Source organism: Escherichia sp. B1147, assembly GCF_001660175.1.
Taxonomy (GTDB): domain Bacteria; phylum Pseudomonadota; class Gammaproteobacteria; order Enterobacterales; family Enterobacteriaceae; genus Escherichia; species Escherichia whittamii.
The window spans coordinates 404,002-419,852 of record NZ_LFHY01000015.1; the positions used below are offsets into that span (position 1 = coordinate 404,002).

General features: G+C 46.7%; 17 protein-coding genes, 1 other RNA gene and 1 pseudogene. 14 read left to right on the plus strand and 5 right to left on the minus strand.

The annotated features are described in order from the left end of the window. Positions 1–172: 172 nt before the first annotated feature. Positions 173–433, minus strand: coding sequence for a DUF1471 domain-containing protein (locus A9180_RS16925; RefSeq protein ID WP_064529772.1), 261 nt, complete (start codon positions 431–433; stop codon positions 173–175). 16 nt (positions 434–449) lie between these two features. After that, positions 450–1,076, minus strand: coding sequence for an FMN-dependent NADH-azoreductase (locus A9180_RS16930; RefSeq protein ID WP_064529773.1), 627 nt, complete (start codon positions 1,074–1,076; stop codon positions 450–452). Between the two features lie 100 nt (positions 1,077–1,176). Here A9180_RS16930 and A9180_RS23405 point away from each other — a divergent pair, with 100 nt between their 5' ends. From A9180_RS23405 to fucO, 11 genes and pseudogenes are all read left to right on the plus strand, one after another. Then, positions 1,177–2,073: a LysR family transcriptional regulator gene (locus A9180_RS23405; RefSeq protein WP_074399611.1), complete on the plus strand. Its 897-nt coding sequence runs from the start codon at positions 1,177–1,179 to the stop codon at positions 2,071–2,073. Positions 2,074–2,128: 55 nt separating this feature from the next. After that, the gene (gene rpiA / locus A9180_RS16940) at positions 2,129–2,788 is read left to right on the plus strand and encodes a ribose-5-phosphate isomerase RpiA (protein ID WP_024191163.1); all 660 of its coding nucleotides are present in this window, start codon (positions 2,129–2,131) and stop codon (positions 2,786–2,788) included. 254 nt (positions 2,789–3,042) lie between these two features. Beyond that, on the plus strand, positions 3,043–4,275 hold the full coding sequence (gene serA, locus A9180_RS16945; protein WP_064529774.1) for a phosphoglycerate dehydrogenase: 1,233 nt from the start codon (positions 3,043–3,045) through the stop codon (positions 4,273–4,275). A gap of 238 nt (positions 4,276–4,513) precedes the next feature. After that, positions 4,514–4,573 carry a type I toxin-antitoxin system Ibs family toxin gene (locus tag A9180_RS24355; RefSeq protein ID WP_100635201.1) on the plus strand — a complete coding sequence of 20 codons (60 nt, stop codon included), beginning with the start codon at positions 4,514–4,516 and terminating at the stop codon, positions 4,571–4,573. A 531-nt stretch (positions 4,574–5,104) separates the two neighbouring features. Beyond that, on the plus strand, positions 5,105–5,395 hold the full coding sequence (locus A9180_RS24790; RefSeq protein WP_262364632.1) for a PTS sugar transporter subunit IIA: 291 nt from the start codon (positions 5,105–5,107) through the stop codon (positions 5,393–5,395). 20 nt (positions 5,396–5,415) lie between these two features. Then, positions 5,416–5,694 (plus strand): PTS sugar transporter subunit IIB, encoded by a 279-nt coding sequence (locus A9180_RS16955; protein ID WP_064529775.1) that lies wholly within the window; start codon positions 5,416–5,418, stop codon positions 5,692–5,694. 31 nt (positions 5,695–5,725) lie between these two features. After that, a complete protein-coding gene (locus A9180_RS16960) occupies positions 5,726–7,093 on the plus strand; it encodes a PTS galactitol transporter subunit IIC (protein ID WP_064529776.1) in 1,368 nt (455 codons plus the stop codon). Positions 7,094–7,134: 41 nt separating this feature from the next. Further along, positions 7,135–9,192, plus strand: a complete 2,058-nt coding sequence (locus A9180_RS16965; RefSeq protein ID WP_064529873.1) for a BglG family transcription antiterminator — start codon at positions 7,135–7,137, stop codon at positions 9,190–9,192. A 20-nt stretch (positions 9,193–9,212) separates the two neighbouring features. Continuing rightward, entirely contained in the window at positions 9,213–9,866 is a 654-nt protein-coding gene (locus A9180_RS16970; protein ID WP_064529777.1) for a class II aldolase/adducin family protein, read from the plus strand. A gap of 33 nt (positions 9,867–9,899) precedes the next feature. After that, positions 9,900–10,166 (plus strand): HPr family phosphocarrier protein, encoded by a 267-nt coding sequence (locus tag A9180_RS16975; RefSeq protein ID WP_064529778.1) that lies wholly within the window; start codon positions 9,900–9,902, stop codon positions 10,164–10,166. Positions 10,167–10,222: 56 nt separating this feature from the next. Next, positions 10,223–11,369 (plus strand): annotated as a pseudogene (fucO, locus tag A9180_RS16980) (lactaldehyde reductase). 24 nt (positions 11,370–11,393) lie between these two features. Here the strand turns inward: fucO and A9180_RS16985 are convergent. The 3 genes from A9180_RS16985 to zapA form a co-directional block, all read right to left on the minus strand. Next, positions 11,394–11,996 carry a 5-formyltetrahydrofolate cyclo-ligase gene (locus A9180_RS16985; protein ID WP_064529779.1) on the minus strand — a complete coding sequence of 201 codons (603 nt, stop codon included), beginning with the start codon at positions 11,994–11,996 and terminating at the stop codon, positions 11,394–11,396. Positions 11,997–12,016: 20 nt separating this feature from the next. Beyond that, positions 12,017–12,200: non-coding RNA, 6S RNA (gene ssrS / locus A9180_RS16990), on the minus strand. A 41-nt stretch (positions 12,201–12,241) separates the two neighbouring features. Beyond that, positions 12,242–12,571 (minus strand): cell division protein ZapA, encoded by a 330-nt coding sequence (gene zapA, locus A9180_RS16995; RefSeq protein ID WP_001276008.1) that lies wholly within the window; start codon positions 12,569–12,571, stop codon positions 12,242–12,244. Between the two features lie 167 nt (positions 12,572–12,738). Between zapA and ygfB the strand changes: the two genes are divergently transcribed. The 3 genes from ygfB to ubiH are packed head-to-tail and all read left to right on the plus strand — an operon-like array spanning position 12,739 to position 15,843. Continuing rightward, positions 12,739–13,317: a UPF0149 family protein YgfB gene (ygfB, locus tag A9180_RS17000; protein ID WP_074399612.1), complete on the plus strand. Its 579-nt coding sequence runs from the start codon at positions 12,739–12,741 to the stop codon at positions 13,315–13,317. Positions 13,318–13,342: 25 nt separating this feature from the next. Further along, positions 13,343–14,668: a Xaa-Pro aminopeptidase gene (gene pepP / locus A9180_RS17005; protein WP_064529781.1), complete on the plus strand. Its 1,326-nt coding sequence runs from the start codon at positions 13,343–13,345 to the stop codon at positions 14,666–14,668. Beyond that, positions 14,665–15,843: a 2-octaprenyl-6-methoxyphenyl hydroxylase gene (gene ubiH / locus A9180_RS17010; RefSeq protein WP_064529782.1), complete on the plus strand. Its 1,179-nt coding sequence runs from the start codon at positions 14,665–14,667 to the stop codon at positions 15,841–15,843. The genes pepP and ubiH overlap by 4 nt, the downstream gene beginning before the upstream one ends. Positions 15,844–15,851 lie beyond the last annotated feature (8 nt).

Genomic DNA, 15,851 nt, shown 5'->3' on the forward strand with positions numbered 1-15,851 from the left:
CGTAAGAACCATACTGGCGTGATTGGCTTTTCACGAAAAATAGCCACGGACGAAAAAAAATAAGGCATGCGACAAAGCAAATCAACGTACCTGTAAGATTAGCTTTTTCATTTTTGATTTCGTTTTGGTAGCGGGGCATAGAATAATTCTATGCTCCCGTTAAATAGGGTGATTATTTATAGAAAATCACAGTGGCGTGGATATAATTTTTACCGGAGAAAGAACTGATGTAATAATTGCTGGCTTGTAACTCTTCCGCCTTTTCTTTGATTTGACTTTCAACACCCGCTGGATTGCTATTGTGTGTAGACATGCTCACTTTTGATAGCTGTTCAAGGTTATTGTCCGGTTTTTGTATCTCGGTTGCTGCAAATGCGTGTCCAGTGAGAGTGCAAAGAAACAGCGCAGCAAATAAATTTTGCTTAATAGACATAATAACTCCTTTTATATTAAAGATGATTAAATACTTGTGTAATGAGATCAGGGATTTGCGCTAATGCATTTCTCTCAGCAAGTTCGCGCCCCGGCTGGGTTTTGTCGACGCCTTCGGCGCGCAAAATAGACGTGCTGCTAATTCCCATTAATTTCAGCGTGGTTTGCAGATAGCTTTCCTGATGATCCAGTGCCAGATGTGCCTCGTCGCAATAGATACCGCCGCGCGTCGAGACAATAAATGTGGGTTTATCCGTCAGTAACCCAACGGCGCCTGCCGGGGTAAAACGAAACGTTAAACCAGCCTGACAGACCTGATCTATCCAGGTTTTGAGGCCGGATGAAACGCTGTGATTAATCATCGGCGCGCCAATAATGAGCACATCGCACGATGCCAGCTCTTCAATAGCGGCGTGAATATCATTCACCTCTTGCTGAATTTGTGTGTTCCTGCACTCTGCTTTACCGCAAAGCGCCAGAAAGGTTTCTTCACGCAAATGGGGCGGCGGTGTCAGGCCAACGTCGCGATGAATAATTGAGGCTTGCGGGAAGCGTTGGGAAAGCGCTTCAACCAACGCCTGGCTTAATTTCCGCGAACTTGAATGTTTAAGCATTGGGCTGCTGTCGATATGGAGAATTTTCATGGGGTTGCTCTCATTTTTGCGATGAGAGAAGTTTAACTGTTGTTGATATGGTAATTAAATAGACAAAATTGAACTTCATTGTTGTGAAAATAGAACAATCATGATCGACTGGAATGATTACTACTACTTTGCCCTGATTGCCGATGAAGGCAGTTACAGCCAGGCAGCGCTGCGTGCGGGCGTGTCGAAATCGGTATTAAGTCGACGAATGACAGCGCTGGAAGAGCGCCTTGGCGTGCGGCTGATCCAGCGAACCACGCGGCGTCTGGCCCTGACTGCAGCAGGAGAACAGTTTGCCGTCGAGTGTCGGGCGCTGGTGGCGCAGGGGGAACGGGCCAGAGCGGTGGTGATGGCCGCCCAGGAAAGCCCACAGGGAATGCTGCGCGTCAGCGCACCGGTATTTATGGCTGAAACATGGTTTGGTGAGTTTGTCAGTGAGTTTATTGCCCGCTGGCCCCTGACGAAGGTGCAACTGCTGGCAATTAATCGCCCAGTGGATATGGTCGCTGAAGGCATTGATATCGCGCTGGTTACGGCTTCCGGCGCGCTTGCGGACTCGACGCTGCATTATAAAAAATTACATACCCAGACTGATATTTTAGTTGCCAGTTCGCAGTGGCTAGCCCGCCATCCGCAGGTGAAGGCCATTGACGATCTTAACCACGTCGACGGGATCCTTCGCCTGGCAAACAATGGCGGGAGCCAGTGGCAGTTAATTAATGGCGAACAGGAAATTACGCTGCATCCCGAGGCGCGTTTGCAGTCAAATAACCTTCGCGTCATGTTGCAGGCCGTGCTTGGCGGGAATGGCGTGGCGTTATTGCCTCAGTTTGCCTGTAAACAGGGGCTTGCGAACGGGGAGCTGGTGCGCCTGTTTGCACCGTGGAGCGGCATACCCAGACCGTTGTATGCTTTATTTGCGGGGCGAAAGGGGATGCCCGCCATTGCGCGATATTTTATGGATGAGTTAACCGCGCGACTTGCCAACGGGGTCTGATTGGCTTTTTTTGTATATAATGCGAGTGAAATTTCATACCACAGGCGAAACGATCATGACGCAGGATGAATTGAAAAAAGCAGTAGGATGGGCGGCACTTCAGTATGTTCAGCCCGGTACCATTGTGGGCGTAGGTACAGGTTCCACCGCCGCACACTTTATTGATGCGCTCGGCACAATGAAAGGCCAGATTGAGGGGGCGGTTTCCAGTTCTGATGCATCCACTGAAAAACTGAAAAGCCTCGGCATTCACGTTTTTGATCTCAACGAGGTAGACAGCCTCGGCATCTACGTTGATGGCGCAGATGAAATCAACGGCCACATGCAGATGATCAAAGGCGGCGGTGCGGCGCTGACCCGTGAAAAAATCATTGCCTCGGTCGCAGAAAAATTTATCTGCATCGCGGACGCCTCCAAGCAGGTCGATATTTTGGGTAAATTCCCGCTGCCAGTAGAAGTTATCCCGATGGCGCGTAGTGCGGTAGCTCGTCAACTGGTGAAACTGGGTGGCCGCCCTGAATACCGTCAGGGCGTTGTGACCGATAACGGCAACGTTATCCTCGACGTCCATGGAATGGAAATTCTTGACCCGGTAGCGATGGAAAACGCGATTAACGCCATTCCTGGCGTGGTTACTGTTGGTCTGTTTGCTAACCGTGGTGCGGATGTTGCGCTGATCGGCACGCCTGACGGCGTCAAAACTATTGTGAAATGATCTGACGGGGGAACCTCCCCCGTTAAAAAAATTCTCTTCGTTAAATTTGGTGACATGTGTCACGTTTTTGCCTGACCGTTGCCGAACTTGCTAAATAAAGTCTGATTTCCAGCATTTTGCTCTAATAATCATTGTCATCTGATATTTCGTCATCTTCGCGACGCAAACGTTCATATTGCCGCAATATTATTTTTTGATATGTTGAAAGGCGGATGCAAATCCGCACACAACATTTCAAAGACAGGATTGGGTAAATGGCAAAGGTATCGCTGGAGAAAGACAAGATTAAGTTTCTGTTGGTAGAAGGCGTGCATCAAAAGGCACTCGAAAGCCTTCGTGCAGCAGGTTACACCAACATCGAATTTCACAAAGGCGCGTTGGATGATGAACAATTAAAAGAATCCATCCGCGATGCCCACTTCATCGGCCTGCGATCCCGTACCCATCTGACCGAAGACGTGATCAACGCCGCAGAAAAACTGGTCGCTATTGGCTGTTTCTGCATCGGGACAAACCAGGTCGATTTAAATGCAGCGGCAAAACGCGGGATCCCGGTATTTAATGCCCCGTTCTCAAATACGCGTTCCGTTGCTGAGTTGGTGATTGGCGAACTTCTGCTGCTATTGCGCGGAGTACCGGAAGCCAACGCCAAAGCGCACCGTGGCGTGTGGAACAAACTGGCCGCAGGTTCTTTTGAAGCGCGCGGTAAAAAGCTGGGCATTATTGGTTATGGTCATATTGGTACGCAGTTGGGCATTCTGGCGGAATCGCTGGGGATGTATGTTTACTTCTATGATATTGAAAACAAACTGCCGCTGGGCAACGCCACTCAGGTGCAACATCTTTCCGACCTGCTGAATATGAGCGATGTAGTAAGTCTGCATGTGCCAGAGAATGCGTCTACCAAAAACATGATGGGCGCGAAAGAGATCTCGCTGATGAAGCCCGGCTCGCTGCTGATTAACGCTTCGCGCGGAACGGTGGTCGATATTCCGGCGCTGTGTGACGCCCTGGCGAGCAAACATCTGGCAGGGGCAGCAATTGACGTGTTCCCGACAGAACCGGCGACCAACAGCGATCCGTTTACCTCTCCGCTGTGCGAATTCGACAATGTTCTGCTGACGCCACATATTGGCGGTTCGACTCAGGAAGCGCAGGAGAATATCGGCCTGGAAGTTGCGGGTAAATTGATCAAGTACTCTGACAATGGCTCCACACTCTCTGCGGTGAACTTCCCGGAAGTCTCGCTGCCGCTACATGGTGGTCGCCGTCTGATGCACATTCACGAAAATCGTCCGGGCGTGCTGACTGCGCTGAACAAAATATTTGCCGAGCAGGGCGTCAACATTGCCGCGCAATATCTGCAAACTTCTGCCCAGATGGGTTACGTAGTTATTGATATTGAAGCTGACGAGGACGTTGCTGAAAAAGCGTTACAGGCCATGAAAGCTATTCCGGGTACTATTCGCGCCCGTCTACTGTACTAACTCCCCTTCTCTGACAATCAACGGGCAGGTCACTGACTTGCCCGTTTTTTATCCCTTTTACTGCGCTAATTACTGCATTTGCACCGCCGTGTAATCGCCTTTGCGAGCCTGCTCGAAGAAATAAATTAAAGCCAGATCAATACGTTGTGTTTATTCGAAGAGGATTTACGATGGCGGGGCAGCACAGGGCTGTAACGGTAAAGCCCTCACCGAAGCGAGGGCTTAAAGGAGAAGGGTTATGATGCGACTTGTCATCATACTGATTGTACTGTTACTGATAAGTTTGCCAGCTTATTAACAGTCAGTCTCAGGGGAGGAGTAATCCTCCCTTACCCTTACTCACTAAATTAGGTTAAAGAATCAACGATGTCAATCAGGGCGATGCAAGTGTGTCGCTCTGAACTAATCTTTTTGTACAGAAACCACATTCAAAATTTTATAAGTCATATTTCGTTCGCCAGCATATTATTCACATTATGAATGTAGCTGAAATTTCATATTCGTAAATATGTGATTTTAATCGCGCCTTTCATCACAATGATGCACAACGCGGTGCCGAAAATTTGTGATCAAATAATCTTGTGATTTTTGGGGGTGATTTTATTATCCAGTTATTAAGAACTGGTGGGGTATTATTATGAAGGTAATTAATAAGAGTTCGACAAATATCATAAAGTTTACCGAGGAGTTGGTTTTTTTGAATCAATACTTCACTGATTCTGATGATTTCTTTCTTAAAGCAAGCGAAAAATTTCTGACTGAGAATTTAGTAACGAGCAACTTTCCTCATAGCATTGCTTTGCGTGAGAGATAATATCCTACCGGGTTGGTGCTGAATCCATTTTCAATTGCTATACCTCATACTGATACTGAATTTGTAAAAGAACCATTTATCGCTTTTTATCAACTTGCCGATGAGATGTGCTGGAATGAAATGGGCGCAGACGAAAATAAAATAAAAGTAAAGTTTATTATATTGTTAGGTCTGGTAGATACTTCCAGTCATATTGATTTTCTGCAAAATCTGATCACATTATTTTCAACTGAAAATCATGCTTATTGGTTAAGCGAAACCCAAAGTAGCCATGATGCTACTAATTACCTTAATAAGTATATTTAATTAAACTATAAGGAATCATCATGAAAAAGATTGTCGTGGCCTGTGGCAGTGGCGTTGCAACGTCTCAAACAGTAGCAAGTAAAGTAGGACGCCTGTTAAAAGAAAAAGGCTTTGAAGATATTAGAATTGAGGTAGTCGATCTAAAATCACTGGATAGCCATCTGCGTGACTCGGTGGCTTATGTGGCGATTACAAAAATAGATAAAGAGTACCCTGTACCTGTTATAAATGGCATTGCATTTCTAACAGGGATAGGTATGGAACAAGAATTACAAAAAATTATTAATCTTTGCCAATAGATAATAATCCCATCTACAAGGAATCAATATTATGGATTTTCTTGCGCAAATTATTAATTACATCCTGAACCTGGGCGCGCCGGTTTTTGTACCATTTATCATGTTGTTGGCTGGGCTATGTGTGAAAATGCGTTTTAAAGAAGCCAGTTCAGCAGCAATAACACTTGGTGTGGCTTTTGTGGGCATGAGTATGCTCATTGGCTTTATGGTTGGGGCAATTGGCGTTGCTGCTGAAGCAATGATGAAGCGAACAGGAATTGAACTTAGCATCATTGATGGTGGCTGGACCACTATGGCAAATATCTCCTGGGCCTGGCCTTATGCTTTTTTAATGTTTCCATTGCAGATTGGTATTAATATTTTGATGTTGGTACTGAAAAAAACCGATACTTTCAATGCCGATTTATGGAATGTCTGGGGAAAAATATTTACCGCATTTATTGTTGTGGGTTCGGTAACACCATTATTTGGCTCAACATGGGCATTGGTGATGGCATTTATTATTTCCTCTTTGCAAATAATCCTCGAACTGAAGTCTGGTGACCTGCACCAGTATCGCATTGAAAAAATGACAGGGATCCCGGGAATTACCTGTACTCACAGGATGATGTTTCTTGGTGCCATTTACTATCCTTTTGATGTACTGCTACGTAAAATTTCTTTACTGAATAAACCGATGGATGCTGCAGCTCTACGTAAGAAAGTTGGGATCTTTGCTGAAAACCATGTTATTGGATTTATCCTTGGGATACTGTTTGGCATAGTCGCGGGTTACGATGTAGCAAAAACACTGATGTTGGGAATACAGGCGGCTACGGCGTTACATCTATTTCCTGTCATTTCTAAGTTTTTTATGCAGGCATTATCGCCACTCTCTGAAGCTATTAGCGATTACATGAATAAGCGATTTTCAGGGCGTAAGCTTTTTGTCGGTATTGACTGGCCATTTCTTGGCGGTGCTAGTGAAATTTGGTTCGTTATCATTGTTGCGATTCCTCTCACCTTGTTTTGGGCTATAGTTTTACCGGGTAATAAAATCCTGCCTTTTGCTGGCATTATCAATATAGTGTTAGTGGTTCCGGCTTATCTGTTAACGCAGGGTAACACTTTGCGCATGGTCATTCTTAGTTTTATTGGTATTCCGTTCTTTTTATTTGTAGGTACTGAGTTTGCACCAATAATTACTGAGTTAGGGAATGCGACCAAAGCAATAAGTATTCCCCCCGGTGAACTTATTTCCAATAGCAGTATTGATGCGCCTGTATTTACCTATTCGTTTTCTCATCTATTTCAATTTATGCAAGGAAATTTTGTTCCATTAGTGATGGCGATAATCTGGAGTATTTGTTTTTACTTTTATTGTCGAGAGCTATCACAGGACTCAAAACGTGTAGAGTGAAAATCCTGACTCGCAATGCTTATAATAAAGAGGTTACTACTATGATTGATAACCGTATTTATGCTGTGCTGAATGCCATAGTACGTGAACCTCTTATTACCAGTGGAGAGTTGTGTAAGAAATTTGAATTAACCAGAAAACAACTCAGTTATACATTACATAAACTAAATGACTATCTGGCGACGAAAGAACTTTTGCCTGTTTCTCGCCAGCGCCACGGTGGCTTCAGTGTTGATTCGAATGTATTATCACTTTTTTACAGCGATGTTGAATATCAGCTTAACGAGCGTTATGTCTATAGTGAAAAAGAAAGACATTATATTATATTGTTTTTACTATTGTGCCGTAGCGAGAAAATCAAACTTTTTCACTTCACTCAAACATTGCATGTAAGCCAGAATACTATTCTTAATGATATTAAGAAAGTTAATTCAATAACTGATCGCTATGATGTTCAGGTCGTTTACGAAAGGAGGCAAGGTTATTTTATTGAAGGCAGTGAAATCCAAAAAAGATATCTATTACTGGAAGTCGTGACTTATTGCCTGTCTAGTCCATTTTTTGAGGACTTCACTGTGGAGACAACTAAAAATATTGAACAGCACCGGAAAGTGTTTGCTGATGCGCTGACCTTAATTGAGCGAGAATTCAAAATATTTCTGACTGATGAGAAAGTCCAGCAACTTACTTTATACATGAGTCTGGTTGCTCTAAGAATTAGTGCTGGAAAAATTCTCCATGTTTTGCCAGAACATATTCATGAAGTCTGTCGGACACGTGAATTTTTAATTATTGGTGATATTTTAAATAAGGCGGGTATTAATCAAGTTTCTGAACAATTATTTTTGACAGCAATAATCCGTAGTGCAAATATCCAGACAATTTCAGATCGTTATTTTAATCTGGAACCATTGTTGTTAGAAGGGATAGTGGCTGTTGTCAATAACTTTGAAAAATTATGTTGCATTGCCTTTCGTGACAAAGATGAGTTGATTAACAAAATTTATCAACACTGGAAGCCAGCTTATTATCGCATTATTTATAACTTCACTTATGATTCTGGGGTTTATGAATTAATTGCTCAGGAGTTTAACTATCTTCATCAGCTTGTCATTCGTTCCATTAGCCCGCTGGAGAGTTTGCTGCAGCAAGCACTACCGGAAGAGGAAGTTGCCTCATTGACAGTCATATTGGGGGGATGGTTAACACGTGAGGGATTGCTGTACAAGGTTAAAGTGAAAAAGTCTGGAGTTGTGGTGAGTTCAGGTAATGCCACTGTTTCTACATGGATTTTCTTAACGTTACAATCACTGCTGCCAGAAATCTACTTTCAGGATACCTTGTCATTTCGTGAGTATGAAAAATATACCAAAGAGCATGATGTTATTTTTAGCACCAGTCTTTTTTCTACTCATCGTCCTTTACTACTAATTAATTTACCTTTTGATAATGGACAAAAAAATACGCTGCGCTGTCAGACTCTTTCGTTATTGGGGTATCAGGATAATGACTCTGTGCAGGTTGAGAATGTCCTGGCAATTGTTGAACGGTATGGCTCTATCCAACAACGAAAGGATCTTCGGACTGCTCTGGAAGATTACCTCTATAGCCATTCAAGACCCGTTAGTAATTTAGTGACATCCCATCCTTTACCCTCTTTGGCCAGTTTGTTGCAGAAAGATTTTATCACTCTTGAGATGGATATCCCGGAGACATGGCAAGAAGTGATCCATCTGGCCGCGTCGCCATTACTGAAAAATAAAGTAATCGAGCCATGTTATATATCTGCGATTATAAATAAAATAATGAACGAGCGACCCTATATTATGTTAGGGGAAGGTGTGGTAATTGCTCATGCCGGAGTTGATGAAGGCGTAAATAAAATTGGTTTTTCATTGTGTCGGTTGCCGCATCCGGTGCTGATAAATGATTATATATATGCAGACATTATCATTACCTGCGCAACCCATAATACGCAAGGTCATTTGAAAGCTTTATCACAGTTAAATAATTACCTTGAAGAGTGCAATGGTGCAAAATCCATCCGTGACGCGGTAGATAAAGAAGAGATCGTACGTGCGTTACAGTACTATTCGTAATCAACAGAAGGAGCATTATTATGTTAGAAATATTAAAGCAGCAAGTTGTAGAAATGGCAAAAACAACCCAACTATGGGGAATGTGTAAACACAAAGCCGGGAATACTAGTGTCCGCGACCCAGAAACAGGACTTATTTGTGTTACACCGACCACTGTTGATAAAAATGAATTAACCGTTCGGGATATTGTTGTACTTTCTCCACAGGGTGATATTGTCGAAAACCTTTCCGGGCTTCGGCCCACCAGTGAATGTATGATGCACTTACAGGCTTACCGGACACGGCCGGACATCCACGCTATTTGTCATACGCATTCGCGCTTTGCTTCTATTTTCGCGGCACTGGAAAAAAGTATTCCGGCGGTTATTTATGAATGTGCAATTTTGAATCTACAGCAAGGGATTGTACCCGTTGCACCATTTGCACTACCAGGGACTCAAGAACTGGCATTAAGTATTATTGAGCCCCTGCAACAATCTGACGCCATTTTATTGGGGCGTCATGGCGCGATGACCGTTGATGTGTCATCTTATGATGCTGTTTTAAAATCAGCTTATCTGGAAGAACTGGCTGAAATTTATTATCACATGCTACTCGTCAATGGGTTGCAGGAACCGAAAGTATTTAGCGGCGAGGATCTTGCACGCTGGTCGTACCCACAGGTGATTAGATAATCCATTATTAATCACAAGGAGATAAGGTGGTTTATGATTAAGGAAATAGTGAGGGTGACAAACAAAACAGGGCTTCATGCCCGACCAGCAAGTGTGCTGGCTAAAGCCGTCAAACAATTTCACTGTGTCATAACTTTAAATTATAAGGGGAAAGCAATAAAGCCATATAGTGCCATGGCCTTATTGACGGCAGGAATTAAAGCTAACACTCAAATCGAATTGATTTGTGATGGTGTTGATGAAAAGCAAGCAATTGCGGAATTGAAAAGGTTATTTGCAATAGGGTTTGGGCATGATTAAGAAAAAAGCTTATTAATGCATTGATAACACAATATCCGTTTAATAAGGAAGCTATTGTGATAAATAGAAACGTATTTAATCCTATTGCCTATTTTGGTAATGGGGCGGTAAAACATATTATAGATGAAGTGCAAACACGAAAATTATCTAAAGCATTTGTTGTAACTGATTCACAGATTGTTAGATGCGGCGTAAGCGAAAAAATAACCCGCTTATTAGAAAAAAATAATCTGGCTTACACAGTATTTGATGGTGTTGAAGCTAACCCAACAATTGATAATGTACAGGCTGGCGTCAGCGCTTTTGAGTGCAGCGATGCAGATTATTTGATTGCGGTAGGGGGCGGATCTTCAATAGATACGGCTAAAGCAATCGGAATCATTATTGCTAATCCTGGCTTCACCGATGTGCGTTCACTGGAAGGCGCTGCAGCTACAGATAACCCAGCCATACCGACCATTGCAGTACCAACTACAGCAGGCACAGCGGCAGAAGTGACCATTAACTATGTCATCACGGATGTAGAAAATAGGCGTAAATTTGTTTGTTACGATCCACATTCCGTGCCGGTGGTTCCAATTATTGATGCAGGCATGATGTCTTCTATGCCTCCATCATTAAAAGCGGCGACCGGGATTGATGCCCTCACGCATGCAATTGAAGGTTACATTACTCTCGGGGCGTGGACATTAACTGATATGTTCCATTTACAAGCGATTGAGCTCATCGCCGCTGCGCTGAGGGCTTCCGTGGCAGGAGATGTCCAGGCAAGTGAAGATATGGCGCTGGGGCAATATATTGCCGGGATGGGATTTTCAAATGTTGGTTTGGGGCTGGTGCACGGCATGGCGCATCCATTAAGTGCATTTTACGGTACGCCTCACGGCCTGGCGAATGCTGTTCTGCTCCCGCATATCATGGAATGCGGCGTTTACCGAGGGAAAATATCGCAGTATTGCGGCAGCGTTTGATATACCGCAAGCGTATACCATGCCGTTATCCGAAGCGCGTAGCGAGGCGGTGGACGCAGTTCGAAGGCTTAATCAGGATATCGGGATACCATCACGCTTACGTGACATTGGGATGAAAGAAGAGGATGCAATGGCTTTAGCGACTGCTGCTCTGGCTGACATCTGTACTGGGGGCAATCCTCGGCCTGTGACCTTGACGGATACCCTGCAGCTTTATCGCCGACTGTATTAATTACGCACTGGGAGTGACTCGCTCTCACCACTCCCAGATTTTCGATGGCGTAACCACCGCAGGCAGCGGGACGTCCCATTCTTCTACGGGGAGTTTTTCCACTAACTGGCAATCATGGGCGTAACCTACTGGCTGCATGTTGTAGTGCTGCCAGTTTTGCAATGTCCGATCATAAAATCCACCGCCCATTCCGAGGCGTTGACCGTACTCATCAAAGGCGACCAGCGGCGTGATCAGCACATCCAACCGGGAAAGGGGAAGCACATCGCGTACGTCCAGTTTTGGCTCGTGGATCTTCAACCTGTTCATCACCAGTTCACTTTGTGGATGGTAATTCAGGAAGAGTAAATTACCGACACTGAAGGGATGTAAAACGGGAAGATACACGCGCTTACCCGCGCGCCAGAGTTGCTCAATGAGCGGTTGAGTGTCGAGTTCGCCATCAAAAGAGAGGAATACAGCGACCGTATGCGCCATCACTACAGGGGGATAACTCATCATCCGCGTGGCGGCTTGTTGACCCATTTCGAGTTGTTGCTCCGGCGTTAACGCACGACGACGCAGCCGAATCATTTTACGGATTTCTTGTCGGGATAATGTCAGTGGGAGTTCTGGTAGTTGTGTCATGGCTGGTGCCAGATAAGAAGGGAATCTCCGAGATGCCGCCGCAGGCTGTAACCCTTGAACCCTTGGTTCAAGGTGAATGTGTCGTCGCAGTTTTAAGGCTTCTCGGACGGACCGAGCATGCTCACCAACCACGGAGCGCCACATTCTTGTGGTATGAAATATCGGCTCAGGGGACTGGCCCGCTTGCGAACATCTCAGAGAAATTTTGTCTTCACGGTTACTTTACCACAGTAAACCGAAAAGTGTCATTCAAAGTTTTGGTTCGTTTTTTCGGTGATGCGACCTTGTTCAAGTAACGCTTGTTCTATGGTCTGTTGCAGCATCCGAATACGCTGTTCCATACTTGCCGCGTAGTCACGAGTCTTCGCTTTTTCTTGCGCTAACTCGTAGCTGATATTCAATGCGGCAATGAAGACCAACTGTTCAGTATTTGTGACTCTAGTGCGTTCTTTCAGATCTTGCAACCGTTGGTTCAGATCGTCCGCAGCCTGATTCAACGCATCCCTTTGGTCAGGCGGGCAGTTCACACGCAGTGAACGGCCAAAAATTTGGATATCGACGGGTTGTGCAGACATGCCACCTTCCTGCTGATTGACTGCGCTGCCTTCGCCTTCAGACCTTTGGTCTGCGAAGGGGCGAAACTATAGCTACCCTGGTGCAATGAGACAAGCCCTTTTCTGGTCCACCAGGGTCCAAAGTGATAGCATATCATGAATCTTCCTCCCTTTGATGCCGAATGCTTATGTCAATACAGAACGAAATGCCTGGTTACAAAGAAATGAACCAGTATCTGAACCAACAAGGGACAGGTCTGACCCCTGCTGAAATGCATGGTTTAATCAGCGGGATGATATGTGGCGGTAATGATGACAGCTCTTGGCTGCCGCTGCTTCACGACCTGACGAACGAAGGTATGGCTTTCGGGCATGAACTTGCCCAGGCACTGCGCAAAATGCACTCTGCCACCAGTGATGCCTTGCAAGATGACGGCTTCCTTTTTCAGCTTTATCTGCCTGATGGCGATGAAGTTAGCGTTTTCGATCGCGCTGATGCGTTGGCAGGCTGGGTAAATCACTTCCTGCTCGGTCTTGGCGTCACTCAGCCGAAGCTGGATAAAGTGACTGGCGAAACCGGTGAAGCCATTGACGATCTGCGTAACATCGCGCAGCTGGGCTACGACGAAGACGAAGATCAAGAAGAGCTGGAAATGTCGCTTGAAGAGATCATCGAGTACGTCCGTGTTGCTGCACTGTTATGCCACGACACCTTTACTCATCCGCAACCGACCGCGCCAGAAGTACAAAAACCAACTCTACACTAAAAACAAAAAACGTAAGGAGAGTGTTATGAGTGAGATATCTCAGCAGGAATTTCAGCGCCGCCGTCAGGCCCTGGTGGAGCAAATGCAACCCGGCAGCGCCGCGCTGATTTTTGCAGCACCAGAAGTGACCCGTAGCGCCGACAGCGAATACCCCTATCGTCAGAACAGCGACTTCTGGTACTTCACCGGCTTTAATGAACCGGAAGCGGTGCTGGTGCTGATTAAAAGCGATGACACTCATAACCACAGCGTTTTGTTTAACCGCGTGCGTGACCTGACGGCGGAGATCTGGTTTGGTCGTCGTTTAGGTCAGGATGCCGCGCCAGAGAAACTGGGCGTTGATCGCGCTCTGGCGTTCAGCGAAATCAATCAGCAACTGTATCAACTCCTTAATGGCCTGGATGTGATTTACCACGCTCAGGGCGAATATGCGTATGCTGATGAAATCGTGAATAGTGCGCTGGAAAAACTGCGTAAAGGCTCGCGGCAAAATCTCACCGCGCCAGCAACGATGATCGACTGGCGTCCCATCGTTCATGAAATGCGCCTGTTCAAATCGCCGGAAGAGATCGCCGTACTTCGCCGCGCGGGGGAAATCACCGCACTGGCGCATACACGGGCGATGGAAAAATGCCGTCCGGGGATGTTTGAGTACCATCTGGAAGGCGAAATACACCACGAATTTAACCGCCACGGCGCACGTTACCCTTCCTATAACACCATTGTTGGCAGCGGTGAAAACGGCTGCATTTTGCATTACACCGAAAACGAGTGTGAAATGCGCGACGGCGACCTGGTGCTGATTGATGCTGGTTGTGAATATAAAGGTTACGCTGGTGATATCACCCGCACCTTCCCGGTCAATGGCAAATTCACCCAGGCCCAGCGTGAAATCTACGACATTGTGCTGGAATCTCTCGAAACCAGCTTGCGCCTGTATCGTCCGGGAACCTCTATTCAGGAAGTTACCGGTGAAGTAGTGCGTATCATGATTAGCGGCCTGGTAAAACTGGGGATACTGAAAGGTGATGTTGATGAACTCATCACCCAGAATGCCCATCGTCCTTTCTTTATGCATGGCCTTAGCCACTGGTTAGGTCTGGATGTTCATGACGTTGGCGTTTATGGCCAGGATCGCTCGCGCATTCTTGAACCCGGCATGGTACTGACCGTAGAGCCAGGGCTGTATATTGCGCCGGATGCGGATGTGCCAGAACAATATCGCGGTATCGGCATTCGTATTGAAGACGACATTGTGATTACCGAAACCGGCAACGAAAACCTCACTGCCAGCGTGGTGAAAAAGCCGGAAGAGATCGAAGCGTTGATGGCAGCTGCGAGAAAGCAATGAGCGTAATCATCGTCGGTGGCGGCATGGCGGGCGCGACGCTGGCGCTGGCTATTTCCCGACTAAGTCACGGGGCGCTGCCGGTACATCTGATTGAAGCGACTGCACCAGAGTCACATGCCCATCCAGGTTTTGATGGCCGGGCTATTGCGCTGGCGGCGGGTACCTGTCAGCAGCTGGAGCGCATCGGTGTCTGGCAATCTCTGGCTGATTGCGCAACCGCCATCACTACCGTTCATGTCAGCGATCGCGGCCATGCCGGATTCGTCACCCTTGCCGCAGAAGATTATCAACTCGCGGCGCTAGGGCAGGTTGTCGAATTGCACAATGTCGGGCAACGACTGTTTGCGCAACTGCGCAAAGTACCCGGTGTCACGCTTCACTGCCCGGATCGCGTAGCTAATGTTGTCCGTACCTCAAGTAACGTTGATGTGACGCTGGAGAGTGGCGAGACGCTGACGGGCCGCGTGCTGGTAGCCGCTGACGGCACCCATTCAGCGTTAGCAACCGCGTGCGGCGTTGACTGGCAGCAGGAGCCTTACGAGCAACTGGCAGTGATTGCCAACGTTGCAACTTCCGTTGCGCACGAAGGCCGCGCTTTTGAACGCTTTACGCAATATGGCCCACTGGCGATGTTACCGATGTCTGACGGACGCTGTTCGCTGGTCTGGTGTCATCCACTGGAACGACGTGAAGATGTGCTGGCGTGGAACGACGAGAAGTTTTGCTGTGAACTCCAATCTGCCTTTGGCTGGCGACTTGGGAAAATTACCCACGCCGGAAAACGCAGTGCTTATCCGCTGGCGTTAACCCGCGCAGCCAAACCGATTACCCATCGCACCGTGCTGGTGGGTAATGCGGCGCAAACTCTGCACCCGATCGCCGGGCAAGGATTTAACCTCGGTATGCGTGATGTCATGAGTCTTGCCGAAACCCTGACTCAGGCGAAGGAACGCGGAGAGGATATTGGAGATTACGGCGTATTGTGCCGCTATCAGCAGCGTCGACAGCGCGATCGCGAAGCGACCGTCGGCGTCACGGACAGTCTGGTGCATCTTTTTGCCAATCGCTGGGCGCCGCTGGTTGTCGGGCGCAACATCGGGCTGATGGCGATGGAATTATTCACTCCGGCACGCGATGTGCTGGCGCAGCGCACCCTCGGTTGGGTCGCGCGTTGAAGGCGGTT

Bases quoted from the DNA above. Each gene is read 5' to 3' on its own strand.
- ygfB (WP_074399612.1), top strand. From the start codon at position 12,739: ATGTCAATACAGAACGAAATGCCTGGTTACAAAGAAATGAACCAGTAT.
- A9180_RS23405 (WP_074399611.1), top strand. From the start codon at position 1,177: ATGATCGACTGGAATGATTACTACTACTTTGCCCTGATTGCCGATGAA.
- A9180_RS16965 (WP_064529873.1), top strand. From the start codon at position 7,135: ATGATTGATAACCGTATTTATGCTGTGCTGAATGCCATAGTACGTGAA.
- A9180_RS16985 (WP_064529779.1), bottom strand. From the start codon at position 11,996: ATGACACAACTACCAGAACTCCCACTGACATTATCCCGACAAGAAATC.
- pepP (WP_064529781.1), top strand. From the start codon at position 13,343: ATGAGTGAGATATCTCAGCAGGAATTTCAGCGCCGCCGTCAGGCCCTG.
- rpiA (WP_024191163.1), top strand. From the start codon at position 2,129: ATGACGCAGGATGAATTGAAAAAAGCAGTAGGATGGGCGGCACTTCAG.
- A9180_RS16930 (WP_064529773.1), bottom strand. From the start codon at position 1,076: ATGAAAATTCTCCATATCGACAGCAGCCCAATGCTTAAACATTCAAGT.
- A9180_RS16970 (WP_064529777.1), top strand. From the start codon at position 9,213: ATGTTAGAAATATTAAAGCAGCAAGTTGTAGAAATGGCAAAAACAACC.
- A9180_RS16925 (WP_064529772.1), bottom strand. From the start codon at position 433: ATGTCTATTAAGCAAAATTTATTTGCTGCGCTGTTTCTTTGCACTCTC.
- A9180_RS16975 (WP_064529778.1), top strand. From the start codon at position 9,900: ATGATTAAGGAAATAGTGAGGGTGACAAACAAAACAGGGCTTCATGCC.
- A9180_RS16960 (WP_064529776.1), top strand. From the start codon at position 5,726: ATGGATTTTCTTGCGCAAATTATTAATTACATCCTGAACCTGGGCGCG.
- A9180_RS16955 (WP_064529775.1), top strand. From the start codon at position 5,416: ATGAAAAAGATTGTCGTGGCCTGTGGCAGTGGCGTTGCAACGTCTCAA.
- ubiH (WP_064529782.1), top strand. From the start codon at position 14,665: ATGAGCGTAATCATCGTCGGTGGCGGCATGGCGGGCGCGACGCTGGCG.
- serA (WP_064529774.1), top strand. From the start codon at position 3,043: ATGGCAAAGGTATCGCTGGAGAAAGACAAGATTAAGTTTCTGTTGGTA.
- zapA (WP_001276008.1), bottom strand. From the start codon at position 12,571: ATGTCTGCACAACCCGTCGATATCCAAATTTTTGGCCGTTCACTGCGT.